The sequence below is a fragment of the Cellulomonas composti genome (genome assembly GCF_007990245.1).
In the GTDB taxonomy this organism is placed as follows: domain Bacteria; phylum Actinomycetota; class Actinomycetes; order Actinomycetales; family Cellulomonadaceae; genus Cellulomonas; species Cellulomonas composti.
On record NZ_BJWG01000008.1, the window covers coordinates 59,580 to 78,262 of the forward strand.

Here is an 18,683-nt window from a genome sequence, read left to right on the forward strand (position 1 = left end):
AGGCTTCGCGTCCCTGTTAGTAGAGGGCTCCGAGAACGGGTTCAGTACGGGATGGCGCTCAAGCAAGGCCGGGAGCCGCTCCCGGCGAACTGTGGAATCTCTCTGCCTGTCATCGCGCGCGAACATGCCCGTAGCCCGTACCCGCGACGCCCGCGCCCGTCCACGCAGTTTCTGCGACGACGACCGGGGCGCCAGCACTCACCAGTGAATCCGCGAAGTCCATCTCGCGCTCGAGTCTCGAGATTCTTCTATCTTCGAGATCCGGAAGCGGGGGCCTGTGACCGGCCGGGTTGGTGTCGCCCACGTCAACGCCCCAGCACCACGGCCAGCAACGCGTACAGGTCGGCGGCGAAGATATGGGACCGACAGGCGGCGGCCAGGTCGGCCTCGGTGCCGTCGCCGGGCTCGTCCACCAGTTCCGGCCCGGCCGCGTAGTCGAGAGGCCAGCCGTCGTCGTTGATGCTGTCGGCGATCCAGCGCTGCTCCGCGACGTCCCAGGTCATGTAGACCTTGATCGTGGCCTCGACGCGATGTCCGGTCGTGTTGTCGCCCACAGCGCGTGTCTCCTCAGTTGGTCTCGTCGTCGGCCACTGAGCGGCGCAGCGGCACACCCAGCGCCGCGGCCAAATCGGCCTTGGTGACGACGTAACGGGCGCCGACGCGGTGGACCGGTGCCGGGAACTGCCCGGAGTGGGCCAGGCGGTAAGCGGCGTCGCGCCCGATGCCCCAGAAACGGCCGGCTTGAGGAAGGTCCACGGTCGCGGGCAGCGTGTCGAGTTCGGCCAGGTGGGCCGCCGTTATGGATCGCATAGCCCAAGTGTCGTAGTGATTAGGTAGCAATGACCATGGGATGCTTGCTAGTCTTCGACGATGGACGAAGACGCCGTAGGAGTGGTGGGCGGCGTGGGCATGGTGGGCGGCCTCCTTGTGCGGAACGCCCCGTCACCCGGCTGGGTGATGTTCCGAGAAACCGAACTCTTCGCCGGCTGGATCGCAGTCCTCGTCGGGCTAGTAGATGGCGCCCCGCGGCTTATCGGGCTGCAGTTGAAGCCGACAAGCGTGACGGCAGACCAGGTAGCCCTCGACGCCTCCACGATCGCTCGGCTCCCGCTCCGGACCCTCACCGTGGTGGCCGCCCGCGTGCTGGACCTGATGCCCGACGGCAGAACCCGGGCTCCCGAAGGTGAAGAGGCTTTCACTGACGGTAGGCTGCCGGCCTTCTGGGCGCCCGAGGTCGCGCCCATCCGACCACGGGGCGGTTCCGACGAGTTCAGCGACTGGATCGCGGATACCTACGACCGTGCCGTAGCGCAGGGCCGAAGCGCGCGCTCGGTGATCGCAGACGCGATGCACGTCGGCCTAAAGCGAGCCGACCAGTTGATCTCCGAGGCGCGAGAGCGAGGGCGACTGCCCGAAGACCGCACGCGCCGCCGACGGGACGCCGCGCTCGCCGGCGTTACCATCCGGCAGCCGTCGAGTCCGCCCCAGAGACTTGTAAAGGTGCGTGAGGTGTGACGATCAACAGAAGCACCAGCGCCGGCGTCTTCCAGCGACATCGCGTGGCGTGCACCAGACCGACCCGCTGCGACTGCACATGGTCGTTCATCGTCGAGTTGCCACCGACCGCCGACGGGCGACGCCGCCAGGTCACGAAGGGTGGCTTCGCAGGCCAGCGTGCGGCCAAGGCTGCCCGGGACGGCGTGCTCGCGGACAACCGCGCCGGGCTCGTCGTCGACAACCGTCGCGTGACGGTTGCGGAGTACCTCCGCTCGTGGCTCGCGGCCAAGGTCGCAGCGGGGACGATTCGGCCCAAGACGGAGCAGGCGTACCGCGATCACGTCGAGCGCTTGTTCGTGCCGACCCTCGGAACCGTCCGCCTGGCCGAACTCACGCCGCGCCACGTCGAGCGGGCGTTCCGGCAGATCGCCGCCGAGCACCCGGGCTTGTCTGCCTCGTCGCTCGGTCGAATCCGGGCCACGCTGCGATCCGCCCTCGGCACGGCCGTCAAGCGCGATGAGGTGGCGCGCAACTCCGCTGCGCTGGTCGACATGCCCAGCGTCCGCCGCAAGCCGGTCCAGCCCTGGGAGCCACACGAGTTGGCCGCGTTCCTGTCGGCCCCGGCCGTCGTCGCGCACCGCCTGCACCCGCTGCTGCACACCGCCGTGCACACCGGTCTACGCCGTGGCGAACTGGCCGGGCTGCGCTGGCAGGACGTCGACCTCGACCGGGCTCGCGTGACCGTCCGTCAGCAGGTCGTGGCGCTCGGCGCGCGCACCGTCGTCACGGCCCCGAAGACGTCCAGCGGCGAGCACCGGGCCGTCGACCTCGACACCCGCACCGTCGCGGTCATGCGGGCCGTCAAGCGCGCCCAGGCCGTCGAGCGGCTGGCGTGGGGTCCGGCGTGGTCGGACAGCGGCCTCGTGTTCACGCACGAGGACGGCACCGGCTGGCACCCGGACAGCATCGGTCAGGCGTTCCGCCGTCTTGTGCCGAAGGTGACCGTCGACGGTGCTCCCCTTCGGCCCTGCCGCTTCCACGATCTGCGGCACGCTCAGGCGTCCCTCATGCTCGCGGCGGGCGTCCCCCTCACGGTCGTGAGCAAGCGGCTGGGGCACAGCCAGTTGGCCGTCACGTCGGACACGTACAGCCACCTCGTCGGCGGTGTCGGGGTGGCCGCTGCGCAGGCCGCTGCGGACCTCGTCCAGCGCAGTTCGCGCGCCGTTCCCTAGCAGTTCCCTAGCGTGGGAGCCCAGGAACGACGATGCGGCCCCACCCCGAGAGGTGAAGCCGCAGGTCACATGTGGAGCCGCCTAAGGGAATCGAACCCTTGACCTTCTCATTACGAGTGAGACGCTCTGCCGACTGAGCTAAGGCGGCGTCGTCGGGCCTGACGGTCCGGCGAGCGCGCCTACTGTACCTGGCACGATGCCGCGGTTCCAAAGCGACCGCGGCGGGGGCCGGAGAGGTCAGCAGACGGTGCCCTCGGCGGGCACGGTGCCCTCGAGCAGGAACGCGTCGACGTTGTCGGTGATGCAGTCGTTCGAACGGCCGTAGGCGGTGTGGCCCTCGCCCTCGAACGTGAGCAGCGTGCCGGAGTCGAGCAGGTCCGCGAGCGCCTGGGCGTTCTTGTAGGGGGTCGCCGGGTCGTTCGTCGTGCCGATGACCAGGATCGGCGGGGCACCCGCGGCGGAGTAGTCGTCGAGCCCACCGATCTCGGGGGCGGGCCACTGCGCGCAGACGACGCCACCGAAGGCGAACGACTCGCCGAGGGTCGGGGCGTCCGCGAGGATGCGCTCGGCCTCGGAGGCCATCGTCGCCGGGTCGGAGCTCGGGCGGCCGTCGAGGCACGAGATCGACCAGAAGGCGGGCAGCGAGTTGCTCGCGTACGTGCCGTCGGTCTGCCGGTCGGTGTAGGCGTCGGAAAGCATGAGCAGGATCGAACCATCGCCGCCCTGGATGGCCGGGGTCAGGGCGGCGGTCAGGGTCGGCCAGTACTGGTCGTCGTAGAGCGCGACGGCGACGCCGTAGAACGCGAGCGCACGCGTGAGCCGGCGATCGGTGCCGGTGGGCAACGGGTCGGCGTAGGCGCGGTCGAGCAGGTCGTGGATCTGCTGCAGCCCGTGGTCGACCGAGCCCGTCAGCGGGCAGGCCGGGCCGCCCTGGCAGTCCGTGACGTACGCACGCAGCGCGTTCTCGAAGCCGACGGCCTGCTCGTACGCGGCGTCGTCGGGGTCCACGGTCGGGTCGACCGCGCCGTCCAGGACCAGGCGACCCGCGGTCTGCGGGAACAGCGCCGCGTAGGTGGCGCCGAGCTGCGTTCCGTAGGAGTAGCCGAGGTAGTGCAGCGTGTCGTCGCCCAGCGCGGCGCGCAGCAGGTCCAGGTCGCGCGCGGCGCTGATCGTGTCGATGGTCGCGAGCTCCGGCCCGGTCTGCTCGAGGCAGGCCGCGCCGAACGCACGCCACTGCTCGCCCGCCGCCGCGAGGCCCTCGGGCGTCGAGTAGTCGGCGTCGTACGCGACGAACGCGTCCATGTCCGCGTCGTCGAGGCACGCGACCGCGGGCACCGAGTGCTGCACGCCGCGGGGGTCGAACGAGACGATGTCGTAGTGCGCCAGGACGTCCGCGCTGATGCGCGCCGCGATCCCGGTCAGCGAGTCGACGCCGGAACCGCCCGGGCCGCCCGGGTTGACCAGCAGCGAGCCGATGCGGTCGTCGCCGTCCGCAGGGATGCGCGCCAGCGCGAGCTGGATCGTCGGGCCCGACGGGTCGGCGTAGTCGGCGGGCACCTGCGCGGTCGCACACTCGCCCTCGTCGCAGGTCGTCCACTCGAGCTGCTGGCCGTAGAGCTCCGCGAGCCCGTCGGGCGCGCTGGACACGTCCGGTGTCGGCAGCGCGTTGCTGGACTGGTGCTTCGGGGCTGCGCACGCACCGAGCACGACGAGCACGGCGAGGACGACGACAACGGCAGGGCGACGCAGACGCGAGGACGGCACCCGCAAACGGTAGCCGCGCCGAGCGGGTCTCCCGGTCACGCACTCACCCCTGTGGACGCAGCGCGACGGCCATCGCCTCGACGGCGAGCAGCGGTGCGACGTTGCCCTCGAGCCGGGTGCGGGCCTGTCCGACCGCGTCCATCCGGCGCAGCGTCTGCTCGGGCGTCGAACGAGCAGCGAGCGCGCGCACCGTCTCCTCGTGCGCCGCGTTGACCAGCGCGACGTCGGCGCCGAGCTGGACCACCAGCACGTCGCGGTACAGCGAGAGCAGGTCGACCATCGCGCGGTCCAGCACGTCGCGCTGGGCCCGTGTCGCGCGGCGCTTCTGGTCCTCCTCGAGCTGGCGCACCTGGGTGCGCAGGGCGGGGGGGATCGTCGCACCCGCGTCCGCACCCATCGCGCGCAGCAGCGCCGCGCGCTCGGTCGCGTCGCGCTCCTCGGTGGCCGCCTTCGCGTCGGCCTGCGCGGTCGCGACGAGCTCGCCCGCCGCGAGCACGGCGTCGCCGACCCCGCGGATCCCCGCGGCGAGCTCGAGCACGCGCGAGCGCCGGGCGCGCGCCTCCGGGTCCCGCGCGAGGCGCCGCGCGATGCCGACGTGGCTCTGCGCCGCACGCGCCGCGACCTGCGCGTCGTCCGGGTCGATGCCGTCCCGTTCGACGAGCAGCCGCACCACCGCATCGACCGGCGGGACGCGCAGCGCGACCGCCCGTGAGCGCGAGCGCAGCGTGACCAGGACGTCCTGCGGGCTCGGGGCGCACAGCATCCACACGGTGCGCGGTGCGGGTTCCTCGAGCGCCTTGAGCAGCACGTTCGAGGTCTTCTCGACGAGCCGGTCCGCGTCCTCGACGAGGATCACGCGCCAGCGCCCCTGCGACGGCGAACGCTGCGCGAGCTCTACGAGCGGACGCACCGCGTCGATGAGGATGTTGACGCCCTCGGTCGCGACGACCGTCACGTCGGGGTGCGTCCCGCGCAGCGTCGTCGTGCAGTCGTGGCACTCGCCGCAGCCGCCGTGCACGCACTGCAGCGCCGCCGCGAACGCACGCGCGAGGTTGGAGCGCCCCGACCCCGGCGGACCGGTGAACAGCCACGCGTGCGTCATCGCCGACGGGTCCGTGACCGCGCGTTGCAGCTCCGCGACCGCAGGCTCCTGCCCGACGAGCTCGTCCCACACGCTCACGGCGTCACCCCGGTCGACATCCCGGGCGGCACCCCGAGGGACACGTCTGGCGACACCCCGAGCGACACGGCGACGCGTGCCCGCACGGCTGCGGCGAGCTCCTCGGCCGGCCGCGTCGCGTCGAGCACGAGCCAGCGGGCCGGGTCGGCGGCCGCGCGGCCGAGGAACGCCCGGCGGGTGCGGGTGTGGAAGTCGTCGCCCTCCCGCTCGAGCCGGTCCGGCGCCCCGGTCAGGCGCGTGCGGCCGAGCGCCGGGTCCAGGTCGAGCAGCACGGTCACGGCGGGCAGCAGCCCGTCGGTCGCCCACAGGTTGAGGCGCTCCACCTCGTCGGCCCCCAGGTCCCGGCCGGACCCCTGGTACGCGACCGACGAGTCGAGGTAGCGGTCGGTCACGACGACCGCGCCGCGGGCCAGCGCCGGCCGCACGAGCGAGGCGACGTGGTGCGCGCGGTCGGTCGCGTACAGCAGCGCCTCGGTGCGCGCATCGACGTGCCCGCCGTGCAGCACCGCGTCCCGCAGCGTCCGGCCCAGCTCGGTGCCGCCGGGCTCGCGCGTGAGCACGACCTCGCGGCCCAGCCCGGTCAGCCACTGCGCCAGCAGGCGTGACTGCGTCGACTTGCCCGCGCCGTCGCCGCCCTCGAACGACACGAAGAGCCCGCGCGGCTCGGCGGCGGCAGGCGTGGTCACGGCGTCAGGTTAGCCGGACGGACCCACATGCCCGACCGGAGCCGCCGTCACTCGCCCGGGTAGACCACGCCGACGGCGCGGCGCACCTCGTCGAGCGTGCGCATGACGTCGAGCGTGCCCTGCCAGGACATCCGCGGGCTCTCGACCTCACCGGCCGCCACCCGCCGCGCGACCTCCGCGGCCTCGTACTGCAGCCCCTTGGTCCCGGGCTGGTCGAACGTCCACACCCGGCCGTCCAGGCGTTGCACGCGGAACGACGAAGGCCCGTAGAAGTTGCCGGCCACCTCGACGTACCCCTCGGTTCCCGAGATGTGCGCGACGGTCGGCGTCTTGGCCCACAGCGTCGTGGAGAGCGACGCCTGCGCGCGCTCGCCGTACTCGAGGACGATCGAGATCTGCCCGTCGACGCCGGTCGACGTGAGCGCGCCGATCGCGTGCACCCGGTCGGGCACGCCCAGCAGGTCGTGCGCGAACGAGACGGGGTACACGCCGAGGTCGAGCAGCGCGCCGCCCGCCAGCTCGGGCGCGTACAGCCGCGAGGCCGGGTCGAAGGCCATGGGCTGCCCGTGGTCCGCGGTGAGGCTGACGATCTCGCCGATCTCGCCGGCGTCGATCACCTGGTGCAGCGCGGCGACGTGCGGCAGGAACCGCGTCCACATCGCCTCCATGACGAACACGCCCGCCTCGCGCGCGGCCGCGAAGACCTGCTCCGCCTCGCCCGTGTTGCGCGTGAACGCCTTCTCGACGAGCACGTGCTTGCCCGCGCGGATCGCGAGCAGCGCGTGCTCGAGGTGCTGCGAGTGCGGCGTCGCGACGTACACGACGTCGACGTGCGGGTCCTCGACGAGCCGGTCGTAGCCGACGTGCGTCGTCGGGATGCCGTGCGCAGTCGCGAACCGCTGCGCGCGGTCGCGGTGCCGCGACCCGACGGCGACGAGCTGCGCGCGCGTGTGCTGCGCGACCGCGTCGGCGAAAGCGGAGGCGATGCGGCCGGGGCCGAGGATGCCCCAGCGGATCGGAGGTGCGGTGCGCGGGTCCTCGGTGCGAGCCATGACGCCAACCTAGCGACCCGCGCGCCTACGCGGGTGTCGGACCGCGGCCGTAGGTTGGGGCTCGTGGACTCCGAGCACGCGATCTGGTGGCAGGTGTACCCGCTCGGCGTGAGCGGCGCGGTGGGCGCCCGGCCCCCGGACCGGCCGGCTGCCCCGGATGCGCTGCGCCGGCTCGTCGACTGGCTGGACTACGCGCGTGACCTCGGCGCGTCGGGCCTCGCGCTCGGCCCGGTGTTCGCCTCGAGCACGCACGGCTACGACACGGTCGACCACCTCGCGATCGACCCGCGGCTGGGCACGCGCGCCGACTTCGACGAGCTCCTCGCGCAGGCGCACGCGCGCGGGCTCGGCATCCTGCTCGACGGCGTGTTCAACCACGTCGGCCGCGAGCACCCGCTCTTCACGGAGGCGCTCGCGGGCGGACCGGAGCAGCGCCTGTTCCGGCTGCACCGCGACGGCGCCGAGGTCACGTGGGACTGCTTCGAGGGTCACCGCGACCTCGTCACGCTCAATCACGACGAGCCCGCGGTGGCCGACCTCGTCGCCGACGTGATGACGGCATGGCTCGACGCGGGCGTCGACGGCTGGCGGCTGGACGCGGCGTACGCGGTGCCGCCGGCGTTCTGGGCTCCGGTGCTCGACCGGGTCCGTGCGCGGCACCCGCACGCCTACGTCGTCGGCGAGGTGATCCACGGCGAGTACGCGGCGTTCGTCGAGTCGGGCCACCTCGACGCGGTGACGCAGTACGAGCTGTGGAAGGCGATCTGGTCGTCACTGCTCGACACCAACCTCTGGGAGCTCGCGCACGCGCTGGGACGGCACGACGCGCTCGTCGAGTCGTTCGCACCGTGGACGTTCGTCGGCAACCACGACGTGACGCGGCTCGCGACGACGCTCGACGACGCGCTGATCGGCCACGCGCTCGTCGTGCTCCTGACGGTCGCCGGCACCCCGGCCGTGTACTACGGCGACGAGCAGGCGTTCCGCGGCGCCAAGGAGGAGCGCGTGGGCGGCGACGACGCCGTGCGCCCGCCGTTGCCGGCCACGCCCGCGGGCCTGGATCCCGACGGCTGGTGGTGCTACCACCTGCACCAGGAGCTGATCGGGCTGCGCAGGCGGCACCCGTGGCTGCACCGCGCCCGCACGCGCGTGCTGGTCACCGAGAACACGCACCTGCTCTACGAGTCGTCGGCCGCCGGCGAGCGGCTGCTCGTGGCCCTCAACCTCGCCGACGAGCCGTGGCCGCTGCCCGCCGAGGCGGCCGGAGCCGCCGTCGTCGCCGGCCACGCCGATGCGGGTGTCGTGCCCGCGCGCGGCTGGGCGGTCCTGGCGCCCGCCGACTGACGGACGACGTGCGGGGTTACTTCGCCTTCGCGCGGCTGCGGGCCGCGGGCTTGCGGGCCGGGGCCTTCTTCTTGGCCGGCGCGGACGCGCGCTTGTCGGCGAGCAGCTGGACGGCCTGCTCAGGCGTGATCGACTCGGCCGTCACGTCGCGCGGGAGCGTCCGGTTGGTCTCGCCGTCGGTCACGTACAGCCCGAACCGGCCGTCCTTGACGACGATCGGCTTGCCCGAGGTCGGGTCGTCGCCCAGCTCGCGCAGCGGGGGCGTCGCGGTCGCGCCGCGCCCGCGCTTGGGCTGCGCGTAGATCGCGAGCGCCTCCTCGAGCGTCGTCGTGAACATCGCCTGCTCGGACGGCAGCGTGCGCGAGTCCGTGCCCTTCTTCAGGTACGGGCCGTAGCGGCCGTTCTGCGCGGTGATCTCGGCACCCGACTCCGGGTCGACGCCCACCACACGCGGCAGCGAGAGCAGCAGCAGCGCGTCGTCGAGCGTCACGGTGTCGAGCGACATCGAGCTCAGCAACGAGCCGGTGCGCGGCTTGGGCGCGGCGGCGAGGGCCTTCTTGCGGGCCGCGGCGGACAGCGACGGGTCGAGCTCCGGCTCGGGGAGCACCTCGGTGACGTACGGCCCGTAGCGGCCCTTCTTCGCGACGATCGTCGTGCCCGTCGCCGGGTCGGTGCCGAGCACCTTGTCGCCCTCGGGTTCGGTCTCCATGAGCTCGCGCGCCTTCGCGACCGTCAGCTCGTCGGGTGCGAGGTCCTCCGGCACCGACGCACGACGCGGGTTGCCCTCGGCGTCGAGCGCGGACGCGTCCTCGAGGTAGGGGCCGTACCGTCCGACGCGCAGCGTCAGGCCGTCGCCGATGTCGATCGAGTTGACCTCGCGCGCGTCGATCTCGCCCAGGTTCGTGACGAGGTCGCGCAGACCCTCACCCTCGGTGCGGCCGGTGCCGTCACCGAAGTAGAAGCGCGTCAGCCACGCCACGCGGTCCTTGTCGCCGGCCGCGATCGCGTCGAGGTCCTCCTCCATCTCGGCCGTGAAGTCGTAGTCGACGAGCCACTCGAAGTTCTCCTCGAGCAGCCGCGTCACCGCGAACGCGAGCCAGGTCGGGACCAGCGCCTGACCGCGGGAGGTCACGTACCCGCGGTCCTGGATCACGCTGATCGTCGCGGCGTAGGTCGACGGCCGGCCGATACCGCGCTCCTCGAGCGCCTTGACCAGCGACGCCTCGGTGAACCGCGGCGGCGGCGAGGTCCGGTGCCCGTCCGAGGACAGGTCGGCGGCCGTCAGAGGGTCGCCCTGCGCCATCCGCGGCAGGCGCGACTCGCCCTTCTCGTCGGATCCGCTCGCGGCGCCGTCCTCGTCGTACCGCGAGACGTCGCGGCCCTCCTCGTACGCCGCGAGGAAGCCCCGGAACGTGATGACGGTGCCGGACGCGGAGAACACGGCGTCGCGCCCGTCCGCGGCGACCGCACCGAGCCGCACGGACGCGGTCTGGCCGCGCGCGTCGGCCATCTGCGAGGCGACCGTGCGCTTCCAGATCAGCTCGTAGAGCCGGAACTGGTCCCCCGACAGCTCACGCGCGACCTGCGCCGGGGTGCGGAAGTGGTCGCCGGCGGGGCGGATGGCCTCGTGCGCCTCCTGCGCGCCCTTGGCCTTGGACGTGTAGACGCGCGGCGCGTCCGGCACGTACTCCGCGCCGTACAGCTCGGCCGCCTGGCGCCGTGCGGCGTCGATCGCCTGCGTGCTCAGCGCGGGCGAGTCGGTGCGCATGTAGGTGATGTAGCCGTTCTCGTACAACGACTGCGCGGTGCGCATCGTCTGACGCGAGGCCATCCGCAGCTTGCGGGACGCCTCCTGCTGCAGCGTCGAGGTCGTGAACGGCGCGGCCGGGCGGCGCGTGTACGGCTTGGTCTCGAGGCTGCGCACCTCGAAGGTCGCGTCCGCGAGCCCGACGACGAGCGAGGTCGCAGACGCCTCGTCGAGGTGCACCGCGTCACTGGTCAGCACGCCCCGGTCGGAGAAGTCGCGCCCGGTCGCGACCCGACGCCCGTCCAGACCGGACAGGCGCGCCGGGAAGACCGGCTCGCCCTCGTCGGACACCGCGAACGTCCCGACCACGTCCCAGTACTCGGCGGGGACGAACGCCATCCGCTCGCGCTCACGCTCCACGACGAGCCGCGTCGCGACCGACTGCACACGTCCGGCGGACAGGCCCTGGCGGACCTTGCGCCACAGCACCGGGCTGACCTCGTAGCCGTACAGCCGGTCGAGGATGCGGCGGGTCTCCTGCGCGTCCACGAGCCGAAGGTCGAGGCTGCGGGTGTTCTCGAGAGCGCGGCCGATCGCCTCGCGCGTGATCTCGTGGAACACCATCCGCTTGACCGGGACCTTGGGCTTGAGCTCCTCGAGCAGGTGCCACGCGATGGCCTCGCCCTCGCGGTCCTCGTCCGTGGCGAGATAGAGCTCGTCGGACTCCTTGAGCAGCTTCTTGAGCTCGCTGACCTTCTTCTTCTTGTCCGCGTCGACGACGTAGTAGGGCGTGAAGCCGTTGTCGACGTCGACCGCGAACTTGCCGAACGGACCCTTCTTCATGTCCGCGGGCATCTCGGAGGGCTGCGGGAGGTCACGGATGTGTCCGACGCTCGCCTCCACGTCGTACCCGTCGCCCAGGTACCCCGCGATGGTGCGCGCCTTCGCGGGCGACTCGACGATGACGAGCTTGCGGGACATGCGGGCTCTTCCTCACGACGGGGTGGCAGGTGCGCGGACACGCACCGCCGTTGCGGACTCTACGACGTGCGGTCAAGCGTCGGGCAATCGGCGGGAGGCCGCCTGGCGCAGCAGGAGGATCACGACGAACGCGGCAGACGTCACCGCGACGATCCCCGCGACCCCTCCCGCGTAGGCGGCGAGCACCTGGCGACGGGTGTCGAGATCGGGGACCAGCGCGAACGCGCGGGACAGCGCGACCGCCGCGACCGCGCCCGCGCCGAACGCGACGACACCGAGCGTCGCCGCGGTCATCCCGAGCGTCGCGGGGGCCGGCGGCGGGCCGTCCTGGCGGTCCTCGCGGTACGCGAGCGGCCACAGCGCGGTCAGCGCGCACGTCGCCGCGGTCCACGCGAGCACGACGAGAACGGCCGCGACGACGTCCGAGGGGCGGTGCCAGTGGCCGATGAGCGTCGAGACGCCCGTCGCGCAGGTGTACGCCGCGCCGAGCAGCGCGATCCACGGCCGCGTCCGGGCGGGCACGACGAGCAGGAGCACGACGGCGATCGACATCGCGGCGGTGGTGTGACCGCTCGGCAACGAGTTGGCGTGCGGCGAACCCGAGACGCCGAGGTCCGGCCGGGTCAGCACGACGTGCTTGAGCACCTGCGTCGTCAGGTTGGCGCCGCCCATCACGACCGCGACCTGCACGGCGAGCTCCCAGCGCCGGCGTGCGACGGCGATGATCATCGCGACCGACAGCACGGCCGCGAGCGCGACGACCGAGATCACCTCGAGCACCGGTTCGGCCACCTGCCACAGCCGGTTGCGGCCGTACGCCGAACCGGCCATCACCGCCTGCTCGACGATCTGGCCGTCCGTCGTCGTCACGAACAGCCGCCACAGCGCCCACACGCCGACCGCGCTCGCGAGCGCGACCAGCAGCGACACGACGACGACACCCCAGCGCGGGCGCGAGTCCACCCGCGGTGCGGCGGTCAGGGGTGCGGTCACGCGGCCACGTTAGGCCACGCGACCCTGAGGGCACCGTCCCCGTCCCCAGCCGCGGGGTCCAGGCGAGGCTGCGGAGAACGGGAGGGGGACGGTGCCACCGGGTGGAGTCCTGACGTCAGGGGGTCGTCAGACGCTCCGGAAGGGGCCGCGGCTCGAAGCCTGCCGCGGTCACCAGGTCGGGGGTGTGCAGGTGGCAGGCGACCCGACGGGTCGGGTCGTCGCCGGGGACGGCGCTCGGGGCGAGCTCGGGCTGGATCGCACTGCACGCGTCGAACGCGAACGCGCACCGCGGCCGGAACGGGCAGCCCGTGGGCAGCTTGGCCATGTCGGGCGGCGAGCCGGCGATGCCGCCGAGCTCCCGACGCGGACCACGCAGCGGCGGGAACGAGTGCAGCAGACCGTCGGCGTACGGGTGCCGGGGCCGGCGGTACACGTCCTGCGCCGCCGCCTCCTCGACGATCTCGCCCGCGTACATGATCGCGATGCGGTCCGCGATCTCGATCAGCAGCGACACGTCGTGCGTGATGAAGATGACCGAGAACCCGAGCCGCTCGCGCAGGTCGGCGATCTGCTCGACGATCTGGCGCTGCATCACCACGTCGAGCGCCGTGGTGGGCTCGTCCATGATGAGCACCTGCGGGTCGAGCGCGAGGGCCATCGCGATCATCACGCGCTGGCGCATGCCGCCCGAGAGCTGGTGCGGGAAGTCCCGCAGCCGGTCGGGGTTGATGCCGACGAGGTCGAGCAGGTCGGCCGCCTTGTCCAGCGCGTCCTTCTTGCCCATGCTCGGCACGTGCGCCGTGATCGCGTCGGCGATCTGGCGCCCGATCCGGTGCACCGGGTTCAGCGAGTTCATCGCGCCCTGGAACACGATCGCCATGTCCTGCCAGCGCGAGGCCCGCAGGTCCTTGTCGTTCAGGGCCAGGATGTCCTGCTTGGCGCCGTCGCGGCCGGTGAACAGCACCTGCCCGCCGGTGATGAGCCCGGGCGGCGGCAGCAGCCGGGTCGCGGCGTACGCGAGCGTCGACTTGCCGCAGCCGGACTCGCCGGCCAGGCCCAGCACCTCGCCACGGTTCAGGGTCAGCGAGACCTGACGCAGCACATGCGTCGGCTCGTCGTACCCGTAGTCGACGGACAGGTTCTTGATCTCGAGCACCGGGTCCTTGGCGGGCTGTGCGGCCCGAGGTGCTCGCGGCTCGGCCAGCGCGCTCATGACCGGTCCTCCTTGGCCTCGTAGACCACCGGCGTGAAGCCGATGCGGGGGCGGATCTTGCGCTTGCGGAGCATCCGGGCGTTGAGGCCGGTGCTGCGCAGGCGCGGGTTGACGAACTCGTCGATGCCGAAGTTGATCAGCGTCAGGGAGATACCGACCAGCGCGATGCACAGACCCGGGAAGGTGAACCACCACCAGGCGTGCCGCTGCAGCGCGAGCTGGGCCTGCGCCCAGTACAGGATCGTGCCCCAGTTCCACTCGTCGCTCGGCGTGATGCCGATGAACGACAGGGTGATCTGGGAGAGCACCGCGAACGCGACCGTGCCGACGAAGCCGGCGGCGATCATTGCGGTCAGGTTGGGCAGGATCTCCGCCAGGACGATCCGCCAGGTCTTCTCGCCGTTGGCCCGCGCGGCCTCGACGAAGTCGCGCTTGCGCAACGACAGCGTCTGCGCACGCAGCACGCGGGCGCCCCACGCCCAGCCCGTGATCGCGATGACCACCGCGACAGTCAGACCACCGGCCGAGGGCAGCTGGCCCGCGATGATGATGATGAGCGGGAGCTGCGGGATCACGAGGAACACGTTCGACAGCGCCGAGAGGCTCTCGTCGCCCAGGCCGCCGACGTAGCCGGCCGTGATGCCGATGACGACGCCGATGAACGTCGCCAGGATGCCCGCGACGAACGCGATGAGCAGCACCGGGCGCGTGCCGAGGATCACCTGCGAGGCGATGTCCTGGCCCAGGTGGGTCGTGCCCATCCAGTGCTCCCACGACGGCGGCTGCAGGATCGCGTCCTTGTTGCGCGCGTCCGGGTCGTAGGGCGCGATCCACTGCCCGATGATCGCGATCAGCACGAAGAAGCCGAGGATGAACAGGCCCGTCACGGCCTTGGTGTTGCGCGCCCACAGGAACCGGCGCTTCTTGCCGGAGGGAGCGGTGTCGTCGAGGGCGGTCTGCGGGAGCTCCTCGAGGGTCAGGGACTCTGCCACGGGTCAGCCCTCCTGTCGCGTGCGGGGGTCGAGGACGCCGTACGCGAAGTCGGCGCAGATGTTGGCCAGCAGCACGGCGACCGTGATCACCAGGAAGCAGCCCTGCATGAGCGGGTAGTCCTTGTTGGACGTCGCCGTCAGCAGGTGGTAGCCGATGCCCTGGTAGGAGAACACGGTCTCCATGACGAGCGTGCCGCCGACGATGAAGCCGAGCGAGAGCGCGAAGCTCGAGAGCTGCGGCAGGATCGCGTTGCGCGAGGCGTAGCCGAACATCACCTTGCGCTCCGAGAGGCCCTTGGCCTGCGCGACCGTCACGTAGTCGTCCGACGAGACGGTGACCATCATGTTGCGCATCCCGAGGATCCAGCCCGAGATCGACGTGATGATGATCGTCAGCGCTGGAAGTGTGCCGTAGTAGATCACCGACCCGACGAACTCCCAGGACCAGTTGGGCACCATGCTGCGGTCGTAGCTCCCGTTCGACGGGAACCAGCCGAGGTTCACGGAGAAGATCGAGATGATGATCAGCGCGAGCCAGAAGTAGGGCACCGACGAGAAGAACGTCGAGATCGGCAGCAGGATGTCCGCGCGGGTACCCCGGCGCCAGCCGATCGCGGTGCCGGCGAGCGTGCCGACCGTGAAGCTGATGATCGTCGCGATGCCGACCAGGCCGATGGTCCACGGCAGCGAGCGGGCGAGGATGTCGACGACCGGCTCACGGTTGGTGAACGACATGCCCAGGTTGCCGTGCAGCAGCAGGCTCCAGTACGTCGTGTACTGCTGCCAGAGGCTCATGTTCTCGTCGAGCCCGAACAGTGCCTTGAGCGCCTCGATGGCGTCGGGGCTGATCTTGCCCTGGTTGCGCGCGAGCATGGCGCTGACCGGGTCTCCGGGCATGATGCGCGGGATGAAGAAGTTGATCGTCATCGCGGCCCAGAAGGTGATCAGGTAGAAGATGCCGCGGCGGAGGAAGAACCTCATCGCTCGTCCTCCTTGCTGGCAGACCGGTCGGCACTGCGACCGGTGACCTCGATGACCTGCAGCAGACCGGCGTCGGCCTGCGGGCGCCGGCCGTACGCGTCGAGCACGGAGCCGAGCACGGGACCGTCCTCACGGTTGGCGTAGCCCCAGCACGCGGCCGTGCGGCCCTCGCCCACGGGGAGCAGGGGCGGGACCTCGCTGCGGCACAGGTCGTTGGCGAACGGGCAGCGCGGGTTGAACCGGCACCCGACGGGCGGGCGCACGAGGCTGGGAGCCTCGCCGCGCGCACCACGGGCGCGGGCGTCGAGGTCGTCCGGGTCCGGCGCGGACCGCACCAGGAGCTGGGTGTAGGGGTGCTTGGGGTCCTGCGTCACCGACTCGCTGTCACCGGCCTCGACGACGCGGCCGGCGTACATCACCATCGTGCGGTCCGCGAAGTAGCGGGCCGACGCGATGTCGTGCGTGATGTAGAGGATCGCGATCTGCAGCCGGTCGCGCAGGTCGCGCAGCAGGTTGAGGATGCCGAGCCGGATCGAGACGTCGAGCATCGAGATCGGCTCGTCGGCGAGCAGCACCTCGGGCTCGGCGGCCAGGGCGCGGGCGATCGCGACACGCTGACGCTGCCCGCCCGAGAGCTCGTGGGGGAACTTGTCCACGTACCGCTCCGGCGGCGTGAGCTGCACGCGGGTGAGCAGCTCGCTCAGCGCGTCCTCGAGCGCCTCGCCACGCAGGTTGCCCCGGTGGATGCGGATGGCGCGCGTCAGCATGTAACGGACGGTGTGGATGGGGTTCAGCGACCCGAACGGGTCCTGGAAGATCATCTGGACGCGGCGCACGTAGGCACGGAACGCCCGGCGGCCCTTGACGGTGGCGTCCTCGCCGTTCAGCAGGATCTGGCCGTCCGTGGCGGGCATCAGCTGGGCGAGCAGCCGCGCGATCGTGGACTTGCCGGACCCGGACTCGCCGACGAGCGCAACGACCCGCCCGCGGTAGAGCTCGAGGTTCACGTCGTCCACGGCGTGGACGACCTTCTTCGAGCGGAACCCGCCGATCGGGAAGTGCTTGCGGAGGTTGACTGCCCGCAGGACCGGGGTCTCCGGCTCGGGCGTCGGTGGCTCGGTGCCCATCACGGGCTCGAGCCGCCGGGGTGAATCTGCGCTCATCGGATCACCTTGGGGGGATGGAACGGACCGGGGCTGCGGGTGGGTCGGACGTCTGGCGAGGCCCGACCCACCCGGTCGGGCCCGTCCGGCCGCTCACGCGACCGGACGGGCACCCGAGGTCAGCTGTCGGTCGGGACCAGCTTGGACAGGATGAGCGCGGCCTGCGGGCCCGTGGGCTGCGGGTTCGCGTACGGGTCCTCGTCGGACGGGAAGCCCGTGTAGTTCGCCGTCGAGTACTGCGCGACGGCCGGGCGCGACCAGATGACCAGGCCCGGGACGTCCTCGACGAAGTGCTTCTGCACGATGGCCAGCGCCGCCATGCGGTCGGCGTCGGTCGTCCCGGACTTGAACGCGGCGAGCGCGGCGGTGACCTCGTCGTTCTTGTAGCGACCGAAGTTCCAGTTCGCGGGCTGACCCGGGTCGACGTACGAGGCGCCGTCCATGATGTTCGAGTACAGGTTCCACGGCGTGGAGCCACCGTCGGTCCAGTGCAGCGAGGCGTCGAAGTCACCCAGGTTGATGATCTGGTTGAACCAGGTGTCCTGGACGACCGCGTTCACCGAGGCGTCGGCACCGAGCGCCTTGGCACCCTCGGCGATGATGCCGAGCGCGTCGAGGTAGTCGGTCCAGCCCTGCGGGTTGGTCAGCTCGAAGGAGACCTTGTCGCCGTCGGGGTCGACGAGCGCGTCGCCGTCCCACGTGTAGCCCGCGTCGGTCAGCACCTGCTTGGCGCCGTCGACGTCCACCGAGAGCTCCTGGCCCTTGAACTCCTCCGAGATGAAGTCGTCACCCGAGGGCTGGGGCAGGCCGGTCACCGACTTGATCTGCGGCCACACGCCGTAGCCGGCGGTCGCCGAGATGTCCGCGCGGTCGACGACCATGTTCAGCGCCTTGCGGAACGCCACGTCGTTGAACGGCTTCTCGAGGTTGTTCAGGAACAGCACGTCGACGCCGAAGCCGCCGCCCGCCACCTGGTGGAAGTGCTCGGGGTCCTGCGCGATGAAGGTGTTCTCGAAGTCCGGGATGAACACCCAGCCCCACTGGGCGTCACCCGTGGTGAGCGCCGTGGTCAGGCCCGCGTTGTCCTTGAACGCGTCGTACCGCAGGCCGCCGACGAGCGGCTTCGGGCCCCAGTAGTCGTCGTTGGGCTCGAGCTGCACCGACTGGGGGGTGAACGACTTGAGCTTGAACGGACCGGTGCCGATCATGTCGTCCGCGGTGTAGGTGACCGGGTCCTGGCTCTCCCAGATGTGCTTCGGGACGATGAGCAGCTTGTCGAGCTTCGCCGCGTTGACGAACTGGCCCGTGGTGAAGTTCACCGTGACGGTCGCGCCGTCCGAGGTGATGTCGCCGTACTGGCCCGGGAAGTCGGTGTTGAGCGCCTCGTTGTCCTTGCGGATCTGGATCGAGTACTGGATGTCCTCGGCCGTGAAGTCGACGCCGTCGCTCCACTTGATGCCGGCGTGCGGCGTGATGACGGCCTGCGTGTAGTCGTCGTTCCACTCGATGCTGTCGGCCAGCCACGGAGTGGACGGCTCGGTCGGCTTGATCTCGTTGACCTGCATCAGGGACTCGTAGATGGCGTAGGCGTAGCCGAACGAGGTCGAACCCGAGCCGGGCGCGATCGGGTTCTGGTTGGCCGCCGCCTCGCCGTTGGGCATGCCGACGACGAGGACCTTGTCCGAACGCTCGGGCGTGTCGCCGCCCGGGTCCTGGGTCGCGGCCGACGTGCCGTCGGTCTTCGGGTCGTCGTCGCCCGAGCACGCGGTGGCGAGCATGGCGATGGCGGCCACGCCTGCCACTGCGGTAGCGAACTTGCGCATCCTCACGGGAGTGCCTCCTTGCACTGAAGGGAACT

Annotated in this window: 16 protein-coding genes and 1 tRNA gene; 3 read left to right on the forward strand and 14 right to left on the reverse strand. The window is 71.5% G+C overall.

Features of this window, described 5'->3' with window-relative positions; genetic code table 11:
• Positions 1–305 precede the first annotated feature (305 nt).
• Positions 306–554 (reverse strand): hypothetical protein, encoded by a 249-nt coding sequence (locus tag CCO02nite_RS09750; RefSeq protein ID WP_146842950.1) that lies wholly within the window; start codon positions 552–554, stop codon positions 306–308.
• Positions 555–567: 13 nt separating this feature from the next.
• The gene (locus CCO02nite_RS09755; RefSeq protein WP_146842951.1) at positions 568–810 is read right to left on the reverse strand and encodes a helix-turn-helix transcriptional regulator; all 243 of its coding nucleotides are present in this window, start codon (positions 808–810) and stop codon (positions 568–570) included.
• Between the two features lie 60 nt (positions 811–870).
• Here CCO02nite_RS09755 and CCO02nite_RS09760 point away from each other — a divergent pair, with 60 nt between their 5' ends.
• Both CCO02nite_RS09760 and CCO02nite_RS09765 read left to right on the forward strand, forming a co-directional pair.
• Positions 871–1,515 (forward strand): hypothetical protein, encoded by a 645-nt coding sequence (locus tag CCO02nite_RS09760; RefSeq protein ID WP_146842952.1) that lies wholly within the window; start codon positions 871–873, stop codon positions 1,513–1,515.
• Positions 1,512–2,729: a site-specific integrase gene (locus CCO02nite_RS09765; RefSeq protein ID WP_146842953.1), complete on the forward strand. Its 1,218-nt coding sequence runs from the start codon at positions 1,512–1,514 to the stop codon at positions 2,727–2,729. The genes CCO02nite_RS09760 and CCO02nite_RS09765 overlap by 4 nt, the downstream gene beginning before the upstream one ends.
• A gap of 72 nt (positions 2,730–2,801) precedes the next feature.
• On the opposite strand, the gene CCO02nite_RS09770 is transcribed toward CCO02nite_RS09765, so the two are convergent.
• The 5 genes from CCO02nite_RS09770 to CCO02nite_RS09790 form a co-directional block, all read right to left on the reverse strand.
• Positions 2,802–2,877 (reverse strand) — tRNA-Thr (locus CCO02nite_RS09770).
• An 89-nt stretch (positions 2,878–2,966) separates the two neighbouring features.
• On the reverse strand, positions 2,967–4,493 hold the full coding sequence (locus tag CCO02nite_RS09775; protein WP_246117471.1) for an alpha/beta hydrolase: 1,527 nt from the start codon (positions 4,491–4,493) through the stop codon (positions 2,967–2,969).
• 43 nt (positions 4,494–4,536) lie between these two features.
• Positions 4,537–5,673, reverse strand: a complete 1,137-nt coding sequence (locus tag CCO02nite_RS09780) for a DNA polymerase III subunit delta' (protein WP_146842954.1) — start codon at positions 5,671–5,673, stop codon at positions 4,537–4,539.
• On the reverse strand, positions 5,670–6,359 hold the full coding sequence (gene tmk / locus CCO02nite_RS09785) for a dTMP kinase (RefSeq protein WP_146842955.1): 690 nt from the start codon (positions 6,357–6,359) through the stop codon (positions 5,670–5,672). Before tmk ends, CCO02nite_RS09780 begins: the two co-directional genes overlap by 4 nt.
• Before the next feature lie 47 nt (positions 6,360–6,406).
• A complete protein-coding gene (locus tag CCO02nite_RS09790) occupies positions 6,407–7,411 on the reverse strand; it encodes a Gfo/Idh/MocA family protein (protein WP_146842956.1) in 1,005 nt (334 codons plus the stop codon).
• A 63-nt stretch (positions 7,412–7,474) separates the two neighbouring features.
• On the opposite strand from CCO02nite_RS09790, the gene CCO02nite_RS09795 reads away from it, so the two are divergent.
• Positions 7,475–8,755: an alpha-amylase family protein gene (locus CCO02nite_RS09795; protein ID WP_186812657.1), complete on the forward strand. Its 1,281-nt coding sequence runs from the start codon at positions 7,475–7,477 to the stop codon at positions 8,753–8,755.
• 16 nt (positions 8,756–8,771) lie between these two features.
• Here the strand turns inward: CCO02nite_RS09795 and topA are convergent, their stop codons facing one another.
• The 7 genes from topA to CCO02nite_RS09830 form a co-directional block, all read right to left on the reverse strand.
• Positions 8,772–11,483 carry a type I DNA topoisomerase gene (gene topA, locus CCO02nite_RS09800; protein WP_146842958.1) on the reverse strand — a complete coding sequence of 904 codons (2,712 nt, stop codon included), beginning with the start codon at positions 11,481–11,483 and terminating at the stop codon, positions 8,772–8,774.
• A gap of 72 nt (positions 11,484–11,555) precedes the next feature.
• Complete coding sequence (locus tag CCO02nite_RS09805) at positions 11,556–12,476, reverse strand: phosphatase PAP2 family protein (RefSeq protein ID WP_146842959.1); 921 nt, start codon at positions 12,474–12,476, stop codon at positions 11,556–11,558.
• Between the two features lie 115 nt (positions 12,477–12,591).
• A complete protein-coding gene (locus CCO02nite_RS09810) occupies positions 12,592–13,689 on the reverse strand; it encodes an ABC transporter ATP-binding protein (RefSeq protein WP_146842960.1) in 1,098 nt (365 codons plus the stop codon).
• A complete protein-coding gene (locus tag CCO02nite_RS09815) occupies positions 13,686–14,681 on the reverse strand; it encodes an ABC transporter permease (RefSeq protein WP_246117472.1) in 996 nt (331 codons plus the stop codon). Before CCO02nite_RS09815 ends, CCO02nite_RS09810 begins: the two co-directional genes overlap by 4 nt.
• Before the next feature lie 3 nt (positions 14,682–14,684).
• Positions 14,685–15,662: an ABC transporter permease gene (locus tag CCO02nite_RS09820; protein ID WP_146842961.1), complete on the reverse strand. Its 978-nt coding sequence runs from the start codon at positions 15,660–15,662 to the stop codon at positions 14,685–14,687.
• Positions 15,659–16,825 (reverse strand): ABC transporter ATP-binding protein, encoded by a 1,167-nt coding sequence (locus tag CCO02nite_RS09825; protein WP_246117473.1) that lies wholly within the window; start codon positions 16,823–16,825, stop codon positions 15,659–15,661. The genes CCO02nite_RS09820 and CCO02nite_RS09825 overlap by 4 nt, the downstream gene beginning before the upstream one ends.
• Before the next feature lie 119 nt (positions 16,826–16,944).
• Positions 16,945–18,648: an ABC transporter substrate-binding protein gene (locus CCO02nite_RS09830; protein ID WP_246117479.1), complete on the reverse strand. Its 1,704-nt coding sequence runs from the start codon at positions 18,646–18,648 to the stop codon at positions 16,945–16,947.
• Between the last annotated feature and the right edge of the window lie 35 nt (positions 18,649–18,683).